This is a genomic window from Brevundimonas abyssalis TAR-001, from assembly GCF_000466985.1.
Lineage (GTDB): Bacteria > Pseudomonadota > Alphaproteobacteria > Caulobacterales > Caulobacteraceae > Brevundimonas > Brevundimonas abyssalis.
Genome location: NZ_BATC01000012.1, coordinates 45,046 through 60,861 on the forward strand (window position 1 = coordinate 45,046; position 15,816 = coordinate 60,861).

The 15,816-nt window shown below is 68.8% G+C and carries 18 protein-coding genes and 3 pseudogenes; 14 read left to right on the plus strand and 7 right to left on the minus strand.

The annotated features are described in order from the left end of the window. Window positions 1–56: 56 nt before the first annotated feature. Window positions 57–1,454 (minus strand): sensor histidine kinase, encoded by a 1,398-nt coding sequence (locus MBEBAB_RS05285; RefSeq protein ID WP_021696905.1) that lies wholly within the window; start codon window positions 1,452–1,454, stop codon window positions 57–59. Then, window positions 1,451–2,128, minus strand: coding sequence for a response regulator (locus tag MBEBAB_RS05290; protein ID WP_021696906.1), 678 nt, complete (start codon window positions 2,126–2,128; stop codon window positions 1,451–1,453). Before MBEBAB_RS05290 ends, MBEBAB_RS05285 begins: the two co-directional genes overlap by 4 nt. Before the next feature lie 217 nt (window positions 2,129–2,345). On the opposite strand from MBEBAB_RS05290, the gene MBEBAB_RS05295 reads away from it, so the two are divergent. Continuing rightward, window positions 2,346–2,891: a methyltransferase family protein gene (locus MBEBAB_RS05295; protein ID WP_242397088.1), complete on the plus strand. Its 546-nt coding sequence runs from the start codon at window positions 2,346–2,348 to the stop codon at window positions 2,889–2,891. A 101-nt stretch (window positions 2,892–2,992) separates the two neighbouring features. Here MBEBAB_RS05295 and MBEBAB_RS05300 read toward each other — a convergent pair whose 3' ends face one another. The 4 genes and pseudogenes from MBEBAB_RS05300 to MBEBAB_RS05315 form a co-directional block, all read right to left on the minus strand. Further along, window positions 2,993–4,834, minus strand: a complete 1,842-nt coding sequence (locus MBEBAB_RS05300; RefSeq protein ID WP_021696908.1) for a caspase family protein — start codon at window positions 4,832–4,834, stop codon at window positions 2,993–2,995. Then, window positions 4,807–5,238, minus strand: coding sequence for a PPC domain-containing protein (locus MBEBAB_RS05305; protein ID WP_021696909.1), 432 nt, complete (start codon window positions 5,236–5,238; stop codon window positions 4,807–4,809). The genes MBEBAB_RS05300 and MBEBAB_RS05305 overlap by 28 nt, the downstream gene beginning before the upstream one ends. Before the next feature lie 75 nt (window positions 5,239–5,313). Further along, window positions 5,314–5,945, minus strand: a pseudogene (locus MBEBAB_RS05310) (NrsF family protein). Continuing rightward, window positions 5,935–6,381 (minus strand): sigma-70 family RNA polymerase sigma factor, encoded by a 447-nt coding sequence (locus tag MBEBAB_RS05315; protein WP_021696911.1) that lies wholly within the window; start codon window positions 6,379–6,381, stop codon window positions 5,935–5,937. The pseudogene MBEBAB_RS05310 and the gene MBEBAB_RS05315 overlap by 11 nt, the downstream one beginning before the upstream one ends. 257 nt (window positions 6,382–6,638) lie before the next feature. Here MBEBAB_RS05315 and MBEBAB_RS05320 point away from each other — a divergent pair, with 257 nt between their 5' ends. The 9 genes and pseudogenes from MBEBAB_RS05320 to MBEBAB_RS05360 all read left to right on the plus strand — a co-directional run bounded on the left by MBEBAB_RS05320 (window position 6,639) and on the right by MBEBAB_RS05360 (window position 12,282). Next, entirely contained in the window at window positions 6,639–6,935 is a 297-nt protein-coding gene (locus MBEBAB_RS05320; RefSeq protein WP_021696912.1) for a BufA1 family periplasmic bufferin-type metallophore, read from the plus strand. A gap of 16 nt (window positions 6,936–6,951) precedes the next feature. Next, on the plus strand, window positions 6,952–7,794 hold the full coding sequence (bufB, locus tag MBEBAB_RS05325) for an MNIO family bufferin maturase (RefSeq protein ID WP_021696913.1): 843 nt from the start codon (window positions 6,952–6,954) through the stop codon (window positions 7,792–7,794). Further along, on the plus strand, window positions 7,787–8,497 hold the full coding sequence (locus MBEBAB_RS05330) for an HvfC/BufC N-terminal domain-containing protein (RefSeq protein ID WP_021696914.1): 711 nt from the start codon (window positions 7,787–7,789) through the stop codon (window positions 8,495–8,497). Before bufB ends, MBEBAB_RS05330 begins: the two co-directional genes overlap by 8 nt. Then, window positions 8,494–8,970 carry a DoxX family protein gene (locus MBEBAB_RS05335; RefSeq protein WP_021696915.1) on the plus strand — a complete coding sequence of 159 codons (477 nt, stop codon included), beginning with the start codon at window positions 8,494–8,496 and terminating at the stop codon, window positions 8,968–8,970. The genes MBEBAB_RS05330 and MBEBAB_RS05335 overlap by 4 nt, the downstream gene beginning before the upstream one ends. A 60-nt stretch (window positions 8,971–9,030) precedes the next feature. Continuing rightward, window positions 9,031–10,304 (plus strand): annotated as a pseudogene (locus MBEBAB_RS05340) (NupC/NupG family nucleoside CNT transporter). A gap of 32 nt (window positions 10,305–10,336) precedes the next feature. Then, window positions 10,337–10,954 carry a glutathione S-transferase family protein gene (locus MBEBAB_RS05345; protein WP_021696917.1) on the plus strand — a complete coding sequence of 206 codons (618 nt, stop codon included), beginning with the start codon at window positions 10,337–10,339 and terminating at the stop codon, window positions 10,952–10,954. Between the two features lie 11 nt (window positions 10,955–10,965). Next, complete coding sequence (locus MBEBAB_RS05350; protein WP_021696918.1) at window positions 10,966–11,604, plus strand: YoaK family protein; 639 nt, start codon at window positions 10,966–10,968, stop codon at window positions 11,602–11,604. Window positions 11,605–11,641: 37 nt separating this feature from the next. After that, window positions 11,642–11,902 (plus strand): type II toxin-antitoxin system Phd/YefM family antitoxin, encoded by a 261-nt coding sequence (locus MBEBAB_RS05355; RefSeq protein ID WP_021696919.1) that lies wholly within the window; start codon window positions 11,642–11,644, stop codon window positions 11,900–11,902. Further along, complete coding sequence (locus MBEBAB_RS05360) at window positions 11,899–12,282, plus strand: type II toxin-antitoxin system VapC family toxin (RefSeq protein ID WP_021696920.1); 384 nt, start codon at window positions 11,899–11,901, stop codon at window positions 12,280–12,282. Before MBEBAB_RS05355 ends, MBEBAB_RS05360 begins: the two co-directional genes overlap by 4 nt. A 2-nt stretch (window positions 12,283–12,284) precedes the next feature. On the opposite strand, the gene MBEBAB_RS05365 is transcribed toward MBEBAB_RS05360, so the two are convergent. Continuing rightward, window positions 12,285–12,719, minus strand: a complete 435-nt coding sequence (locus tag MBEBAB_RS05365) for a PaaI family thioesterase (RefSeq protein WP_021696921.1) — start codon at window positions 12,717–12,719, stop codon at window positions 12,285–12,287. 49 nt (window positions 12,720–12,768) lie between these two features. Here MBEBAB_RS05365 and MBEBAB_RS05370 point away from each other — a divergent pair, with 49 nt between their 5' ends. The 4 genes and pseudogenes from MBEBAB_RS05370 to MBEBAB_RS05385 all read left to right on the plus strand — a co-directional run bounded on the left by MBEBAB_RS05370 (window position 12,769) and on the right by MBEBAB_RS05385 (window position 15,779). Then, entirely contained in the window at window positions 12,769–13,035 is a 267-nt protein-coding gene (locus MBEBAB_RS05370) for a DUF3253 domain-containing protein (RefSeq protein WP_021696922.1), read from the plus strand. Next, window positions 13,007–13,615, plus strand: a complete 609-nt coding sequence (locus tag MBEBAB_RS05375; RefSeq protein WP_021696923.1) for a uracil-DNA glycosylase family protein — start codon at window positions 13,007–13,009, stop codon at window positions 13,613–13,615. The genes MBEBAB_RS05370 and MBEBAB_RS05375 overlap by 29 nt, the downstream gene beginning before the upstream one ends. A 203-nt stretch (window positions 13,616–13,818) precedes the next feature. Next, a pseudogene (locus tag MBEBAB_RS05380) lies at window positions 13,819–14,594 on the plus strand (alpha/beta fold hydrolase). Window positions 14,595–14,687: 93 nt separating this feature from the next. Next, the gene (locus tag MBEBAB_RS05385) at window positions 14,688–15,779 is read left to right on the plus strand and encodes a Glu/Leu/Phe/Val family dehydrogenase (protein WP_021696925.1); all 1,092 of its coding nucleotides are present in this window, start codon (window positions 14,688–14,690) and stop codon (window positions 15,777–15,779) included. Window positions 15,780–15,816: the final 37 nt, after the last annotated feature.

The following is a 15,816-nucleotide window of genomic DNA, read 5'->3' on the forward strand; positions in this document are numbered from 1 at the left end:
ATCAATGAGGCGATATGGCGGCGGCCTGCGGCCGCGAGCGGTCTCGCCGCTCCCGATCATGAAGACGGCGTGGGCCCAGTGGGCTTGAACATCATCCGGAACGCCGCGCCTTTACGCCTGTCTGCTCGCTCCAGAATGAAGTCGCCGCCCATGCGGCGCATGGCGCTTTCGCAGATGGCCAGCCCCAGTCCGCTCCCGGAACGCGAATCTCCGGTTCCCCGAACGAACCGGGAGAAGCCGGAGTCGGGGAATGAGCGCGGCAGGCCCGGCCCTGTGTCGCGCAGCAGGACTGATCCATCGGCGGAAACCACAACGCTTACCCGTGTTCCGGCAGGGGTATGCTTCCGGACGTTGTCCAGAAGGTTCCTTATGACGAGGGCGATCAGGGTCGGATCGCCGATGACCTCCGTCGGCGTGTCCAGGCCGTCCGCCTCCAGGGACCATCCGGCGGACACGAGGCGCGGCGCGGCCTCGCGCAGGACCTGGGCCACGGTCTCGGCCAGATCCAGCGGCGCCGGGGCGAAGGCCGCGCCTCCATCCAGACGCGCGATGTTCAGCAGTTGCTCGATCAGTCGCGCCATCGCATCGACGTCGCGCATGGCCGCATCCCGGTCGTGGTCGTGCGGCAGGGATTCGAGCCGTAGCCTCAGGTCCGAGAGGGGTGTCCGAAGCTCATGGGCGGCGTGAATGGAGAAGTCGCGCTGGGCCGCGGCGCCGGCTTCGATACTGTCCAGGGCCTGATTGACGGCGTGGATCAGCGGCTGGACCTCCGCAGGCGCCGACGCGCCGACAAGCCGCTCGTGGCCCAGGGTGTCGAACGTGATCCGCCCGGCCTGGGCCGCGACCCGCCGCAGGTCGTGGAGACTGAACCGGACGATGACCACCGCGGTCATGACCAGAACCAGCGACATCGCCACGGCCGCCCATCCCAGTTCTGCGAGAGACTCGGCGAAGAAGGTGCTGGCGAGTGCAGACACGTCCGCCCGCGCCCGCGCCAGCCGGAACCAGACTCCGGCCTCCGGGACGTACAGTTCGGCGATGAGAAGAGGGCCGGATCCGTCCAGCGCCGGGCCGCTCGAGAGCACGACGTCGGAGCCGGCGGCGCCCGGCCGCCCCGACGGCGCCCTCGACTCCGAGCGATCCAGCACCGTCCCGTCGGCGTCCACCAGGGTGTAGCCATAGACCGGGCGATCGCCCGTCAGCAGTCCCGTGTAGGGCGGATCGATTTCGGACGAGGGCTCCGGGGGGTGAACGAACGCCACCGTCCCATCGGGACCGCGCCGGACGGACGGAGCCCACTCCCTGATCTGGGTAGAGAGCCCTCGCTCCTCGATCGCGAACTGGCCGCGCGTGAATTCCAGCGTCAGGATCGTGCCGGCGAGGATCAGCGTCAGGGCCGACATCACGGTCACGACGATCGCGAGCCTGACGTCGAGGCGATAGGCGCGCTTCATTCGCCGGTCTCGCACAGAACGTAGCCCAGGCCCCTGAGCGTCTTGACCTCGACCGTCGCTCCCGCCTTCGACAGCTTTCTGCGCAGCCGATGAATCAGGGTTTCGATCGCATTGTCCGACCAGTCCTGATGAAAGGCGTAGAGGTGTTCGCCCAGCATCCGCTTGGGCGTCACACGGTCGCCCGCCCGGATCAGCTTGTCGAGCGCGGCATGTTCCTGGGCCGTCAGCCTGACGGCCCCCTCCGCGACCGTGAGGCTCATGCTCTGGGGCGCATAGACGAGATTCCCGATCCGGAACTCGGTCACCGTGACCTCGGCCGAGCGGCGCCGGAGCGCTCTGAGCCTGGCCATCAGTTCGTCCGTCGAGAACGGCTTGACTAGGTAGTCGTCCGCGCCCGCATCGAGTCCGGCCACCCGATCTCCGATCTCGTCGCGAGCGGTCAGCATCAAGGTCGGCGTTCTCAGGCCGGCGGCGCGCGCTGATCTGACGAGGGTACGCCCGTCGCCGTCATCCAGCATGACATCGACGATGGACAGGTCATAGCTCGTTGATCGCCACGCGATCTCGGAGTCGGCGACCGTGGCGAAGACATCGACGGCGTGCCCGGCGTCCGTCAGCCGGCGGCCCAGCGCCTCCGAGAGCAGTCGATCATTCTCGGCCATCAGGATCCGCATCACGCTTTGTCCACGTCCGGGCCCGGGTTGGTCAACACCAACGTTCGGGGGCGGCCTTCAGCCTGGCTCTGCAAGCTGGCTGCAAGCTTCAGGGCGCAGGCGTGCCGGCCATGAAGCCAGCCGTAAAATGAGGACTCCCTTGTCAGACTTGATTCTTCCGGACCTTCAGGCGGTCCAGCGTCGGCGCAAACGCGTGCTCGGCTTCGCATCCGTAATCATGCTGTTCGCCGTCCTGACAGTCGGCTCCGGCTGGCCCGAGGGCTCATGGATACGGCGCGTCACCGGAGATGCCGGAATCCTCCTGATCCTCACCGCCATCGTCGGCCGCGCCTGGTGTTCGCTCTACATCGGCGGACGCAAGAAAAGCGAGCTCGTGCAGGAAGGTCCGTACTCCCTGTGCCGGAACCCCCTTTATTCCTTCAGCATCATCGGCACGTTCGGGGCCCTGGCCCAGACCGGCAGCCTGCTGCTGACCCTGGCCTTCACAGCCGTGACCGTGCTGATCTTCATGGCGGTGGTCCGGCAGGAGGAAGTCTATCTGTCGAGGGCCTTTCCGGAGGCCTACCCGATCTATGCAGGTCCGACGCCCCGATTTCTTCCAGACCCGAGGCTGTGGCGCACGAGCCAGGAACTGACCATCAGGCCCGGGCTGTTCGTCAGGACCCTGCTGGACGGCCTTCCCTTTCTGGCGGCCTGGCCGTTGTTCGAGTTCATCGGGCGCCTGCACGACGGACCCCTGCCGCCGCTGATGCGTTTGCCGTGACCAGACTCGTCATCTGACGCAGGAGGGCGCTCCCTCAATCTGCCGGAGGGGCAAGCCCGCGCCCTGCTGGCTTGCGCCTCACTCCCCCGCCAGCCGGAGGATCACGTCGTCCACCTGCACGCCGCCGCGGTCGATGACCAGGTTCTGGTAGTTGCGCTGGCCGTCGGCGGTTTCGGCCTGGACGTCGGCGACCTCCACCTGGAACTGGCGGCGCAGATAGGTGGACAGTTCGCCGGCGGTGACCAGATTGTCGCCGTTCTCGTCGGCGGCGCCTTCCAGCCCCGTACGCAGGAAGTGGACAGATAGCCCCCGGCCTGGAACTTGTCGGCCACGGCGCTGGTCAGGTCTTCCTCGGAGGAGAAGACGCCCATGATGCCCGGGCGGGTGATGATGTCGCGGGCGAAGCCGCCGCTGTAGCAGGCGTCGATCACCAGCAGGGCGAGGCGGGCGTCCACGGTCTCGAACAGGGCGGCCAGCTCGTCGTCGGACAGGTCGCCGTCGTGGAGCGACAGCAGCTCGCGCCGGCCGTCCAGCTCGGCCGGGTCGTCGCTGTCTTCCTGCACGCCGTGGCCCGAGAAGAAGAAGATGAACAGGTCGTCCGGCCCGGCCTGGGCGGCCACCTCGCGGAACGCGGCGGTCACGGAGGCCCGGGTGGCCTGGGCGTTGGTCAGGACGATGCTGGCGGGGTTGAGCACGCCCTGACGAGCCAGTTCTTCCTCCAGCTTGATGGCGTCCTCGTCGGTGAAGGGCAGGTCGTTGTGGTCGCCGGGATAGTCCGAGACCCCCACCATGACGGCGAAGACGCGCTGGCCCGCCTGCACGGTGCGCTGGCGTTCGGATTCCTGGCCCTGCGTCACCGACAGGGTGTAGCGGCCCGTCTCGCCGGGCGCGAAGCTGGTGACCTGAATGGTGTATTCGCCGTCCTCGGCCAGCACCTCGGTCAGGCGCGCGTTGGTGCCGTCGGGGCCGTCGTCGTTGTCCAGCTGGTCGCCGGTGGGCGGGCTGAGCATCAGATAGGTGTCGAACTCGTCGGACACCGCGTCGATGGCCACCCGCTGACCGCGCCGGCCGATGAAGGTGTAGCTGTCGCTGTATTCGCCCGAGTTGAGCTGGGCGTCCCCGGCCGCAAGGCTGCCGCTGATGGTGTCGCCGATGGACAGGCGGCCGCCGGACGGCGCGGCCTGTTCGCCGCGGGTCGGCGTGTCGGCCACCTCGGCGCCCGGACGGGAGACGCTGAGCCGGTAGTCGCCGCTTTCGCCCGGCGCATAGCTGGTGGCGGTGATCTCGTAGGCGCCGTCCGCCGGCAGGGTCGTGATCAGACGGCTGTTCAGCCCGCCGTTCCCGGTCGGGTCGTCGTCGTTGAAGGTGGAGAAGCCGCCCGGCCCGGAGAGCATCAGGAAGGGGTCGAACTGGTCGGAGGTCAGGGCGATCTCGACCCGCTCTCCGGCCCGGCCGCGCAGGGTGAAGGTGTTCACATATTCGCCGCTGCGCAGCTGGGCGTCGCCCTCGCCGAGACGGCCCCGGACCTGCTCGCCCACGGCGATGGCGCCCGTGGCCGCGCCCGGCGTCGGATCGGGGCGCGACGCCCCGGCGTCGGCGCGGGTCACGCTGAGGCTGTAGCGGCCGGTCTCTCCGGCCTCGAAGCTGGTGGCGGACAGCACCACCTCGCCGTTTTCAGGGAAGGTGAACTCCAGCCGGCTGTTCAGCCCGCCGCGCTGGGACGGGTCGTCGTCATTGTCCTCGCTGAGGCCCAGGCCGCGCACCATGAGGTAGGGATCGAAGTCGCTGGAGGACAGCCGCACCACGACCCGGTCGCCGCGCCGTCCGCGCAGGGTCCAGCTGTCGCGGTACTCGCCGCTGTCCAGCCGCTCGTCGCCGGAGGCCAGGGTTCCGCTGACGGTCTGGCCGGGCTCGATCACGCCGCCGCCCGGGGCGCCGCCCACGGGGCTCCGGGCGCGTCCACCACCGCGATCTGGTAGGCGCCAGTCTCGCCGGGCGCGAAGCTGGTGGCCACGATGCGGTAGCGGCCGGACACGGGCAGGCGCACGTCCAGGCGCGCGTCCAGATCGCCGGATTCCGCGTCGTCGTTCTCGTCGCTGAAGCCGCCGGGACCGTCCATCATCAGATAGGAATCCACCGCGCCCGAGGTCATCAGGACGGTCAGACGGTCGCCGCTGCGCCCGTCCAGCTCATAGACGTCCATGAACTCGCCGCTGTTCAGCCGGGCGTCGCCCGGGGACAGCTGGCCGCTTATGGTCATGCCGGGGCGCAGCACCTGCTGGGCGTCGGCCACGGCCGGAATGGACAGGCCCAGCGCGAGCGCGGCCAGGAGGGTGGAAGTCTTCATGTCGCGCCCCGAATCCAGAGAGGCGAACAGCCTAGCTTGCCGGACCGCTGCGGCAAACCGCCGTGATCGTGGCGCTCACCAGCGCAGGGCGTAGCGTCCGGTGAGGGCGCCGACCGCGCCGCACAGGAGCACCCCAAGGGCATACCATGTGGCCACGAAGGCGGCGGTCGCCTCGGGGCAATGCAGACCATAGGCCGTAGCCCCCACAGCGCCGGTCAGCACGCCCATGGCGGCCCCGGCCCGGACCGGCGCGTGGGCGCCAGTCCTCGCGCCGAAAGCCAGATGAACGGCGCAGCGAAAACGGACACCTTCAGGATGTTGGCGGAGCAATAGCGCCAGGTGTCCCCCAGCCAGACGTCCATGCGCGCGTCGGGCGCCGAGAGCAGGATCTCGCCCGCGCCGACGGCCAGGGCTGCGCCGACGACGGCGGCGAACGCCAGGCCCGGCGGCCGCGCCGATGCGCCCGGACAGCCCAGCCGCAGCACCAGCCAGCCGCCGACGACGGCCAGCGCGCCCGTATAGGCGGCCTTGGCCCAGAACGCCGGGCCCTGGACTGCGGCACCGAGATCGGGACGCAGGCCGAGCAGGAACAGCACCGCCACGACGGCCGCCGCGGCGGCGAGAGTCAGGGCGGCGGGGCTCAGCCGGGCGGGCCCGACGGGCTCGAGCCCGGCGCCCAGGGCGTCGATGAGATCATCAGTCTTCATGGGCGGTCACGCTGGCGGTCAGGGTCTTCATGGCGCGGTGGACGCTGACCTTTGCCGCGCCCTCGCTGAATCCGTTGCGGTCGGCGGCCTCGGCCACGCTGAATCCGGACAGGCGCACATCCTCGATCAGCCGGCGCTGTCGGGCGGGCAGGATGGACAGCACCCGCGACAGGTCGCGGCGCGCCACCCCCTCCTCGGCGGTTTCGGATGCCCAAAGCACGTCCTGATGGTCCTCCAGCGGCACGGTGGCGCGACGCCCCTGGCGACGCAGATGGTCGATCAGCTTGTAGCGCGCGATGGCGAAGCACCACGCCCCGACGCTCTGGTCGGGCTGAAAGGTCGCGCGCTTGGCGTGGATGGCGATCAGGGTCTCCTGCACCAGATCCTCGGCGTCGGCCTCGCCGTCGTACAGACGTCGCCGGAAGAAGGCCCGCAAGGATCCCGCAGTTCCGTCAACAGGCTTCGCCAGGCCGCGGCGTCACCCGCCAGACCCGCCTGCATCAACCGCTTCAGATGGACTTCACGTTCGGCCACGACTGGTTCCGGGTTCGTCCGGGGACGCCAAAGGTTACACGCGGTCTAGAAAAAAGCAGGCCGACAAATTTCGCCGACCGGCTGTAACCTTCGCGGGGCGGACGTCGAACCCGGTGTTGTCGGACCACTCAGGTTCCGATCGCACTCAAGGAGATCCCGATGAACCGCACCCTGATCCTGACCGGCGCCGCCGCCCTGATGACCGTCGGCGTCGGCGTCGCCGCCGCCCAGTCCGGCGGACAGAACGCCGAAGGCGCGCAGCGCGGCGAGATGGAGCGCTGCTACGGCGTGTCCCGCGCGGGCCAGAACGACTGCGCCGCCGGGCCGGGCACAAGCTGCGCCGGCACCTCGACCCGCGACTGGCAGGGCAACGCCTGGAAGTATGTGCCCAAGGGCACCTGCACCTCCATTGAGACGCCCCGCGGTATGGGCTCCCTGACGCCCGTCAACCGCTGATCCGGGGAGACCGTCCATGCAGCCGTCCGCCGGACTGGGTCTGAAGCCACGGCACTACGCCGACGCCCTGGCCTGTCCGACGGCCGGCCTGTGGTTCGAAGTGCACCCCGAAAACTACATGGTCGCGGGCGGTCCGCGCCTGGGCTGGCTGGCCGCGATCCGCGAGCGGCATCCCCTGTCCCTGCACGGGGTGGGGATGTCGCTGGCGGGCGCCGAGCCGCCGGACGCCGCGCATCTGCAGGCGCTCAGGGCCCTGATCGACCGCTTCGAGCCGTTCGTGGTGTCCGAACACCTGGCCTGGTCCCGCCACGCGGGGACCTATCACCCGGACCTGCTGCCGTTTCCGCGCACCCGGGCGCTGCTGGACCGCATCTGCGACCATGTGGATGCGGCCCAGGACGTGCTGGGTCGCCCGCTGCTGATCGAGAACCCGTCGCTCTATCTGGCCCTTAAAGGCCACGAGATGGAGGAGGTCGAGTTCCTGACCGCCCTTGCCCGGCGCACCGGCTGCGGCCTGTTGCTGGACGTAAACAATGTCCATGTGAGCGCCCGCAATCTGGGTTTCGACCCGACCGTCTACCTGGACGCGGTGCCCGCCGGGCTGATCGGCGAGGTTCACCTGGCGGGCAGCACGCCGGATTCGGAATGGGGCGAGACCCTGCTGATCGACAGCCATGCCGCGCCTGTCTGCGAGGATGTCTGGGCGCTTTATGACCGGCTGATCGCGCGCACGGGCCCACGGCCGACCCTGATCGAACGGGACGCCGAGTTGCCGCCGTTCGAAATCCTGCTCGCCGAACGTGAGCGGGCGCACGGCCTGCTGACCGCCAGTCAGCGGCGGAGCGTGGCCCATGTCTGAGTTCCACGACGCCTTTCACAGGGCCCTGGCCGGAGCGCCGGAGGGCCTGTCGCCATGGCTGGCGCTGGACGCGCGCGGGCTGGCGGGTCTGACGATCTATCGCAACACCGCCGCCCGGAGCCGCATCGAGGCGCTGGCCGCCAACTATCCGGTGGTGGCGGAGATGGTGGGCGAGGACTGGTTCGCCGGAGCGGCCCGCGCCTTCATGCGCGCGCACCCGGACCCCGATCCCGCGCTGGCGGCGTATGGCGAGACGTTTCCGGATTTTCTGGCGTCGTTCCCGCCGGCGCGGGAACTGCCCTATCTGGTCCCGGCGGCGCGGCTGGATCGCGCCTGGACCGAGGCCCATCTGGCGCCGGATCGCGGGCCGGGACCGCTTCATCCCTCGGCGCGGCTGTTCCGTTTCGACTGGAGCGCGCCGGCCCTGTGGCTGGCCCACCGCTATCCGGATCAGCCGGGCGCCGCCATGCGCTGGTCGCCCGAGACGCAGTCGCTTCTGATCCACAGGCCGCAAGCCGAGGTCCGCGCGCGGCTGCTGACGGACGCCGAATGGACGGTTCTGGACTCTGTCCGGCGCGGCCTGACCGGCGGCGCTGTCATGGCGCGCGTGCTGATCGACCATCCGGGCCAGACCCCAGCCGACCTCATGGCCGAACTGACGGCATGGGGCGTCCTTCAATCCTCGCAGGAGTTCAATCCATGACCACCGCTGCCGACGCCCCCGCCACCCGCCGCTTTCCGCTCGAAACCCTGCATGCACGCCTCGAGACGCTGACGCCGCACAGCCTGCTGGCCCTTGTCATGCGGCTGGGCGTAGCGGCGGTCTTCTTCATCTCGGGACGGACCAAGGTGGATGGCGTCCTGACCCTGTCGGACACCACCTTCTTCCTGTTCGCCGAAGAGTACCGCGTGCCCCTGCTGCCGCCGGACGCCGCCGCCTATCTGGCCACCTGGGCCGAGCATCTGTTTCCGGTGTTGCTGGTGCTGGGGCTGTTCACCCGGTTCTCGGCCCTGGCCCTGCTGGGCATGACGGTGGTGATCCAGCTGTTCGTCATCCCGACAGGTTGGCCGACCCACCTGATGTGGGCAGGGCCCATGCTCTATCTGATCTCGCGAGGCCCCGGCGCCTGGAGCGTCGACCGGCTGATCGGTCTGGAGCGATCGTCCCGCGCATGATCTGCTTGCACCCGGCGCGACGACCGCTACAGGGAGGAACGCGCGCGGGGACCCTTGTCGATGTTCACCCTTCTCAACGCCCAGAGCCTGATTGGCCTGGCGGTCATCATCGGCCTGTGCTGGGTGCTGTCGGAGAACCGGCGGGCCTTTCCGTGGAAGCTGGCGCTGGGCGCGGTGGCGGTCCAGACGGCCATCATCCTGTTCGTGTTCGGGGTGCCGGGTGCGGATATCGGGCTGGCGGTGATCTCCGGCGCGGTGGAGGGGCTGGCGACCGCCACCCGGCGCGGGGCCCAGTTCATCTTCGGCTATCTGGCCGGCGGGGATCAGCCCTATTCGGTGGAGAACCAGGAGGCGTTGTTCGTTTTCGCCTTCCAGGTCCTGCCGCTGATTCTGGTGATCTCGGCGCTGTCGGCCCTGTTGTGGCACTGGAAAATCCTCAAGTGGATCACCCGGGGCTTCGGCCTGCTGTTCCAGAAATCCATGGGGCTGGGCGGGGCCTCGGCGCTGGCGGTGGCGTCCAACATCTTCCTGGGCATGATCGAGAGCCCCATCGTCATCCGCGCCTATCTGGACAAGCTGACCCGGTCGGAGATCTTCCTGCTGATGACGGTGGGCTTCTCCACCGTGGCGGGCTCGACCATGGTGGCCTACGCCACCATCCTGGCGCCGGTGCTGCCCAATGCGGCGGGCCATGTGCTGGTGGCGTCCATCGTCTCGGCTCCGGCGGGCGTGCTTCTGGCCCGCATTCTGGTGCCGGAGAAGCCGGGGGAGGGCGGCGCCTACGCCGAATACGACTCGGCCCTGAAGTACGACAGCGCCATCGACGCCATCTCCAAGGGCACGGCCGACGGCCTGATGGTGGTGCTCAACATCTCGGCCATCCTGATCGTGTTCGTGGCCCTGATGACCCTGGTCAATATGATGATCGGCGGCTTCTGGCTGTTCGGCGAGCCGGTGACGGTGGAGCGCCTGCTGGGCTTCGCCTTCGCGCCGCTGGCGTGGGCCACGGGGGTCGAGTGGAGCGAAGCGGGCAAGGCCGGCTGGCTGCTGGGGGTCAAGCTGACCCTGACCGAGTTCGTGCCTTCATCGAGCTGGGCGGCATTCCCGACGGCGAGATCAGCGAGCGCACCCGGCGCCTGATGACCTATGCCCTGTGCGGCTTCGCCAACATCGGTTCGGTGGGCATTTCGGTCACTGGCCTGTCCATCCTGATCCCGGAACGGCGCGAGATGGTGCTGGGTCTGGTCTGGAAGGCGCTGATGGGCGGGTTCCTGGCCACCCTGGTCACCACCTCGGTGGTCGGCGCCTTGCCGGACAGCATCTTCACCGGTTAGGTTTCGAAAAGAAACGAACCGGAGGGCGACCCATGAAGCTCTATGACACCCAACGCGCGCCCAATCCGCGCCGCGTCCGCTGGCTGATGGCGGAAAAGGGCATCGAGGACATCGAGATCGTGCAAGTGGACCTGCTCGCCGGTCAGCATCGGACGTCCGAATATCGCGACAAGGTAGGCGCGCCGCACGTCCCGGCGTTGGAGCTGGACGACGGGACCTGCATCTCGGAATCCCTGGCCATCTGCCGCTATCTGGAGACGCTGTATCCGGAACCGAACCTGTTTGGCCGGGATGCGCGTGAACAGGCCGAGATCGAGATGTGGACCCGTCGGGTCGAGATGTACCTGTCCACGCCGATGATGCTGACGGTGCGCTTCACCCATCCGGCGCTGGCCACGCTGGAAGAGCCCAAGCCCGAGGTGGCCGCCTATAACCGCGACAGCGCCGAGCGCTACATGAAGGTTCTGGACCGCCGTCTGGCCGATCGGGAATTCATCGCCACGGACCGCTTCACCATCGCCGACATCGTCGCCGCCACCGGCGTGGATTTCGGCCGCCTGATCAAATACCGCCCGCCCGAGGACTACATCCACTTCAACCGCTGGCTCGAGGCTTGCCGCGCCCGTCCGACGGCGAAGGCAGGGCTTTAACGGAGGCCGCCATGCAGGTATTGGCGCCGGTCGAACGCTGGATGGCCGTGCTGCTGGCGGCGCTGGCCGGCTATGTGGACAGCATCGGCTTCCTGCAGCTGGGCGGTCTGTTCGTCTCGTTCATGAGCGGCAACACCACGCGCATGGCCGCAGGTCTGGCCCAGGGTGACTGGCGTCTGGCCGGCGTCGCCGGGTTGATCCTTCTGCTGTTCGTGATCGGGGCCATGCTCGGCGCTCTTGTCGCGTCTGGAGCCGGTCCGCGTCCGCGGGCCCGTGTGCTGGCCGTGGAAGCCGCCCTGTTGCTGGCGGCGGCGCTCGCGGCTGGAATGGGGCGCCCTGTCATCGCCGTCACCTGCATGGTGGTCGCCATGGGGCTCGAGAACGCGGTCTTTCTCCGGAACGGACAGGTAGGCGTCGGGCTGACCTACATGACGGGCGCCCTGGTCAAGATCGGCCATACACTGGCGGCGGCCATGCGCGGCGGCCCGCTGCGGGATGTGGCGCCTCCGCTGATGTTGTGGGGCGGGCTGACCGTCGGCGCGATTCTGGGGGCTCTGGCCTTCAGCCTCGGGGGCCTCGTCGCGCTCTATCCGGCGGCGGGTCTTGCGGCGGCGCTGGCCCTGGCGTCGGGGCGTGTCCGCTCTGCGTGAGTTGCGCTCCGACGTTAGCTAACCTAGCTTACCTGCCATGGCCGCCATCGCGAACATCCATGACGCCAAGACCAATCTGTCGAAGCTGATCGAACGCGCCCTCGCCGGCGAGGACGTGACGATCGCCAGGGCGGGCAAGCCGCTCGTGCGTCTTGTGCCGGTGCAGAGCGAGCAGGAACGGGTTGATCACAGCCAGTGGCTGGGCGCCCTCAAGGGGCAGGTCTGGGTCGCGCCGGATTTCGATGAAGCGGACGCCGAGGTCGAAGCCATGTTCGAGAAGGGCCTCGACAAGCCTTGAGGGTCCTGATCGACACCAATGTGCTGATCCGAGCCTTGACCGACCCGGACCAGCTGGGTGAGGAATTTCGCGAATGGCTAAAATCGCAGGCTACGACCCGCGTCGTCGTCAGCGATGTCAGCCTGTGGGAAATCGCCATCAAGCTGTCCATCGGCAAACTCCGGCTTCCGGAGAGGTTTCGAGCCCTTGTCGATGACGGTCCCTTTGAGCGATTGCCGATTACCGCCGATCACGTGTGGGCCGTGCGCAGTCTGCCGCGCGACGGCCACGGCGACCCCTTTGACCGGTTGCTGATCTGTCAGGCTCGCCTTGAGGGGCTTGTCTTTGCGACGGCTGATCGAAAGCTCGAGCAGTATGGGGTCCCCATCCTGCGCGCCTGACCTCACGCCCGCGGGGTGAACTTCTTGATCACGCCGGAGAAGGTCATCAGGGTTCGGCCCTCTGCGTGGATCTGGCCGCGCACGAAGATCAGCGAGCCGCCCGCGCGCACCACCTCGCCGGTGGCCTCCACCAGTTCACCCACATGGGCGCCGTCGATGAAAGTGGAGTCCAACTGCACCGTCACCCCGGACTTGCCTTCCATCTCCTGATAGGCGGTCTGGAACAGGGCGATGTCGGCGAAGGTCATCAGGCAGCCGCCGTGCATGCGCCCGCCCGCATTCATGTGCTTGGGCTCGGCCCGGAAGGCGCAGCGCATCTGGCCGTCGGGGTCCGGTTTGAAATAGAACGGGCCCACCACCTGGTCGAAGGTGCCGTGCAGGTCATAGGTCTGCCAGCCGGCGAATTCGCCCTCGCTCACCGTGATCTTCTCGACCATCCTCAATCTCCGACTCGAAATATCTTTTGCAGCGCAGCATATAGGCCCGATGACCGATCCAATCGAGAGCGCCATTTTCGATCACCTGAACCGGCTGGCGCCCGGCAAGTCCATCGAGCCGTCCGATGTGGCCAAGGAATTGCAGCCCGAGCAGTGGCAGCGGATGCTGCCCAAGGTCCGCGGCGTGGCCGTGGGCCTGGCCCGCGAAGGCCGCCTGATCATCACCAAGAAGGGCAAGCCCGTCGATCCGAACGCCTTCAAGGGCGTTATCCGGCTGAAGCTGCCGGATGCTCCTGGAGATGATGACCCCGCCTGACCTGAACGCCGTCCTCGCCGAGATCCGGGCCTGCCGCGCCTGTGCGGGCGAACTGGCGCACGAGCCCCGGCCGGTGGTCATGGTGGCGCCGGAGACGCGCTTGCTGATCTGCGGCCAGGCGCCGGGGCGGCGGGTGCATGAGAGCGGCGCCCCCTTCACCGACGCGTCCGGCGACCGCCTGCGCGACTGGATGGGCGTGGATTCGGACGTTTTCTATAGCGACCCGCGCATCGGCGTGGCGGCCCAGGCCTTCTGCTATCCCGGCACGGCCGCGGGGGGCGGGGACCATCCGCCGCCCAGGCGCTGCGCCCAGCTGTGGCGGCCCCGCCTGCTGGAGGCCCTGCCGGAGGTGGAGCTGACCCTGCTGGTGGGCGGCCACGCCCAGGCCTGGGCGCTGGCGGACCGCATGAAGCCGACCATGACCGCGACCGTGGCGGCGTGGCGGGATTATCTGCCGGACGTCCTGCCCCTGCCGCACCCTTCCTGGCGCAACACCGCCTGGCTGCGACGCAATCCGTGGTTCGAGGCCGAGGTGGTCCCTTATCTGCGCGGGCGGGTGCGGGCTATGCTGGCGTCATGATCCGTCCCGTCTCCGCCTTGATCCTGATGCTGGCCTTGGCCGCCTGCGCGCCGACGGTGCAGCAGCCCCTGACCCCGCCGCCGGGCTTCGCCGGGTCCGTCATCGAGCCAGACGCCTTCGTGGTCCAGGACGGCGCCCGGCTGCCCATGCTGCACTGGCTGCCCGAGGGCGAGCCGTGGGCGGTGGTGGTGGCCCTGCACGGCATGAACGACCACAAGGCCTCGTTCCATCTGGCCGGGCCGCAGTGGGCGGAGCAAGGCGTCGCCACCTACGCCTATGACCAGCGCGGCTTCGGCCGGGCGCCGGACGCGGGGTCTGGGCCGGGCAGGACCTGATGACCGAGGACCTGCGCACGGTCGTGGCGCTGGTCCGCGCCCGGCACCCCGATGCGGTCATCGCCGTGGCCGGGGAGAGTATGGGCGGGGCCGTGGCCGTGGCCGCCTTCGCCTCGGACCGTCCGCCCGCCGCCGACCGGCTGGTGCTGCTGGCCCCGGCGGTGTGGGGCTGGTCCAGCCAGCCGTTCAGCTATCGCGCCAGCCTGTGGGCTGCGGCGCGTCTGATGGGCTCCACCGCGCTGGAGCCGCCCGACTGGGCCGTGCGCGACATCCGCGCCTCGGACAATCTGGTGGAGCTGCTGCGCATGGGCCGAGACCCGGACATGATTTTCGCCACCCGGTTCGACGCGCTGGCGGGCCTCGTGGACTTGATGGAGACGGCCAGCCGCGATCTGGGCCGCACCCGCGTCCCGACCGCCCTGTTCTACGGGACCCACGACCAGATCATCGAGGACGAGCCCATGGCGCTGGCGCTGGAGCGGGCAGGTGAGCCGCCGAACCTGCGCACGGCCTTCTACGAAGACGGCTGGCACCTGCTGAACCGGGACCGGCAGGCCCTGCGCGTCTATGGGGACGTGGCGGCCTTCCTGCGCGATCCCGCCGCGCCGTTCCCGTCGGGCGCCCCGCCGGTTCCCGCCAAATAGTCAGCGCCTCGAAACCGTCATGCTTGCCCGGCAAGAGCAGGCGGCGTATCTGGCGCGCACAAAAATCTGCTCAGGGAAGGCTCAGTTCAGGGCATGACGCTTTTCGATTCGCCGTCTTTCGCACAACACGAAGGCGTGCACGCCTTCTTTGACGAGAAAACCGGCCTCAAGGCCATTGTCGCGGTGCACTCCACCGCGCGGGGCCCCGCGGTGGGCGGCTGCCGCATGTGGAACTACGGCTCCTCGGCCGAGGCTCTGGAGGACGTTCTGCGTCTGTCGCGCGGCATGAGCTACAAGAACGCCGTGGCCGATCTGGACATGGGCGGCGGCAAGTCGGTCATCATGGGCGACAGCCGCACACAGAAGACGCCGGAGCTGTTCCGCGCCTTCGGTCGCGCGCTGAACACCCTGGGCGGGACCTATTATTCGGCCGAGGACGTGGGCGTGTCGGTGGAGGACATCGCCGAGGCCCGCAAGGAGACCCCCTATGTGGTCGGTCTGTCCGGCGGCAAGGAGGGCTCGGGCGACCCCAGCCCCGTCACCGCCGAGGGCGTCTATCGCTCCACCCTGGTGGCCGCGCGCCGCCTGTGGAAGCAGGACGACCTGACCGGCCTGACCGTGGCCCTGCAGGGCGTGGGCCATGTGGGCGGCTATCTGGCCGACAAGCTGGCGAAGGCCGGCGCGAAGCTGATCATCACCGACGTCAACACCCAGGCGCTGGAAGAGGTCGCGGCCCGCACGGGCGCCGAGATCGTGGCCCCGGACGCCATCTATGACGTCCAGGCCGACATCTATGCGCCGTGCGCCCTGGGCGCGACCCTGAACGAGAAGACCCTGGACCGCATCACGGCCCGGGCGGTGGTGGGCGCGGCCAACAACCAGCTGGCCACGCCGGAGATCGGCCTGGAGCTGTTCCGCCGCGGTGTATTGTATGCGCCGGACTACGTGGTGAACGGCGGCGGCATCATCAATGTGGCCTCCGAAATGCGCGCCCGCGAAACCGGCGGCTCGTATGATCCGCAATGGGTCGAGGGCAAGGTGGACCGGCTGATGCAGACGTTGGAGGAGGTGCTGGAGCGCTCCGACGCCGAAAAGCGCCCGACCCACGAGATCGCCGACGCCATCGCGGAAGCGCGCATCAATGCGGCGCGGGACGAAAAAGAAGCGCAGCGCAAGGCGGCGTAACGACCTGCCCTTCTCCCGTTGGGAGAAGGGGGAACCC

Excerpts from the sequence above, each read along its gene's own strand:
- MBEBAB_RS05330 (WP_021696914.1), top strand. The coding sequence starts at position 7,787 with ATGTCTGAGTTCCACGACGCCTTTCACAGGGCCCTGGCCGGAGCGCCG.
- MBEBAB_RS05365 (WP_021696921.1), bottom strand. The coding sequence starts at position 12,719 with ATGGTCGAGAAGATCACGGTGAGCGAGGGCGAATTCGCCGGCTGGCAG.
- MBEBAB_RS05320 (WP_021696912.1), top strand. The coding sequence starts at position 6,639 with ATGAACCGCACCCTGATCCTGACCGGCGCCGCCGCCCTGATGACCGTC.
- MBEBAB_RS05290 (WP_021696906.1), bottom strand. The coding sequence starts at position 2,128 with ATGCGGATCCTGATGGCCGAGAATGATCGACTGCTCTCGGAGGCGCTG.
- MBEBAB_RS05350 (WP_021696918.1), top strand. The coding sequence starts at position 10,966 with ATGCAGGTATTGGCGCCGGTCGAACGCTGGATGGCCGTGCTGCTGGCG.
- MBEBAB_RS05295 (WP_242397088.1), top strand. The coding sequence starts at position 2,346 with ATGCTGTTCGCCGTCCTGACAGTCGGCTCCGGCTGGCCCGAGGGCTCA.
- MBEBAB_RS05285 (WP_021696905.1), bottom strand. The coding sequence starts at position 1,454 with ATGAAGCGCGCCTATCGCCTCGACGTCAGGCTCGCGATCGTCGTGACC.
- MBEBAB_RS05355 (WP_021696919.1), top strand. The coding sequence starts at position 11,642 with ATGGCCGCCATCGCGAACATCCATGACGCCAAGACCAATCTGTCGAAG.
- MBEBAB_RS05305 (WP_021696909.1), bottom strand. The coding sequence starts at position 5,238 with ATGAAGACTTCCACCCTCCTGGCCGCGCTCGCGCTGGGCCTGTCCATT.
- MBEBAB_RS05385 (WP_021696925.1), top strand. The coding sequence starts at position 14,688 with ATGACGCTTTTCGATTCGCCGTCTTTCGCACAACACGAAGGCGTGCAC.
- bufB (WP_021696913.1), top strand. The coding sequence starts at position 6,952 with ATGCAGCCGTCCGCCGGACTGGGTCTGAAGCCACGGCACTACGCCGAC.
- MBEBAB_RS05370 (WP_021696922.1), top strand. The coding sequence starts at position 12,769 with ATGACCGATCCAATCGAGAGCGCCATTTTCGATCACCTGAACCGGCTG.
- MBEBAB_RS05345 (WP_021696917.1), top strand. The coding sequence starts at position 10,337 with ATGAAGCTCTATGACACCCAACGCGCGCCCAATCCGCGCCGCGTCCGC.
- MBEBAB_RS05335 (WP_021696915.1), top strand. The coding sequence starts at position 8,494 with ATGACCACCGCTGCCGACGCCCCCGCCACCCGCCGCTTTCCGCTCGAA.
- MBEBAB_RS05375 (WP_021696923.1), top strand. The coding sequence starts at position 13,007 with ATGCTCCTGGAGATGATGACCCCGCCTGACCTGAACGCCGTCCTCGCC.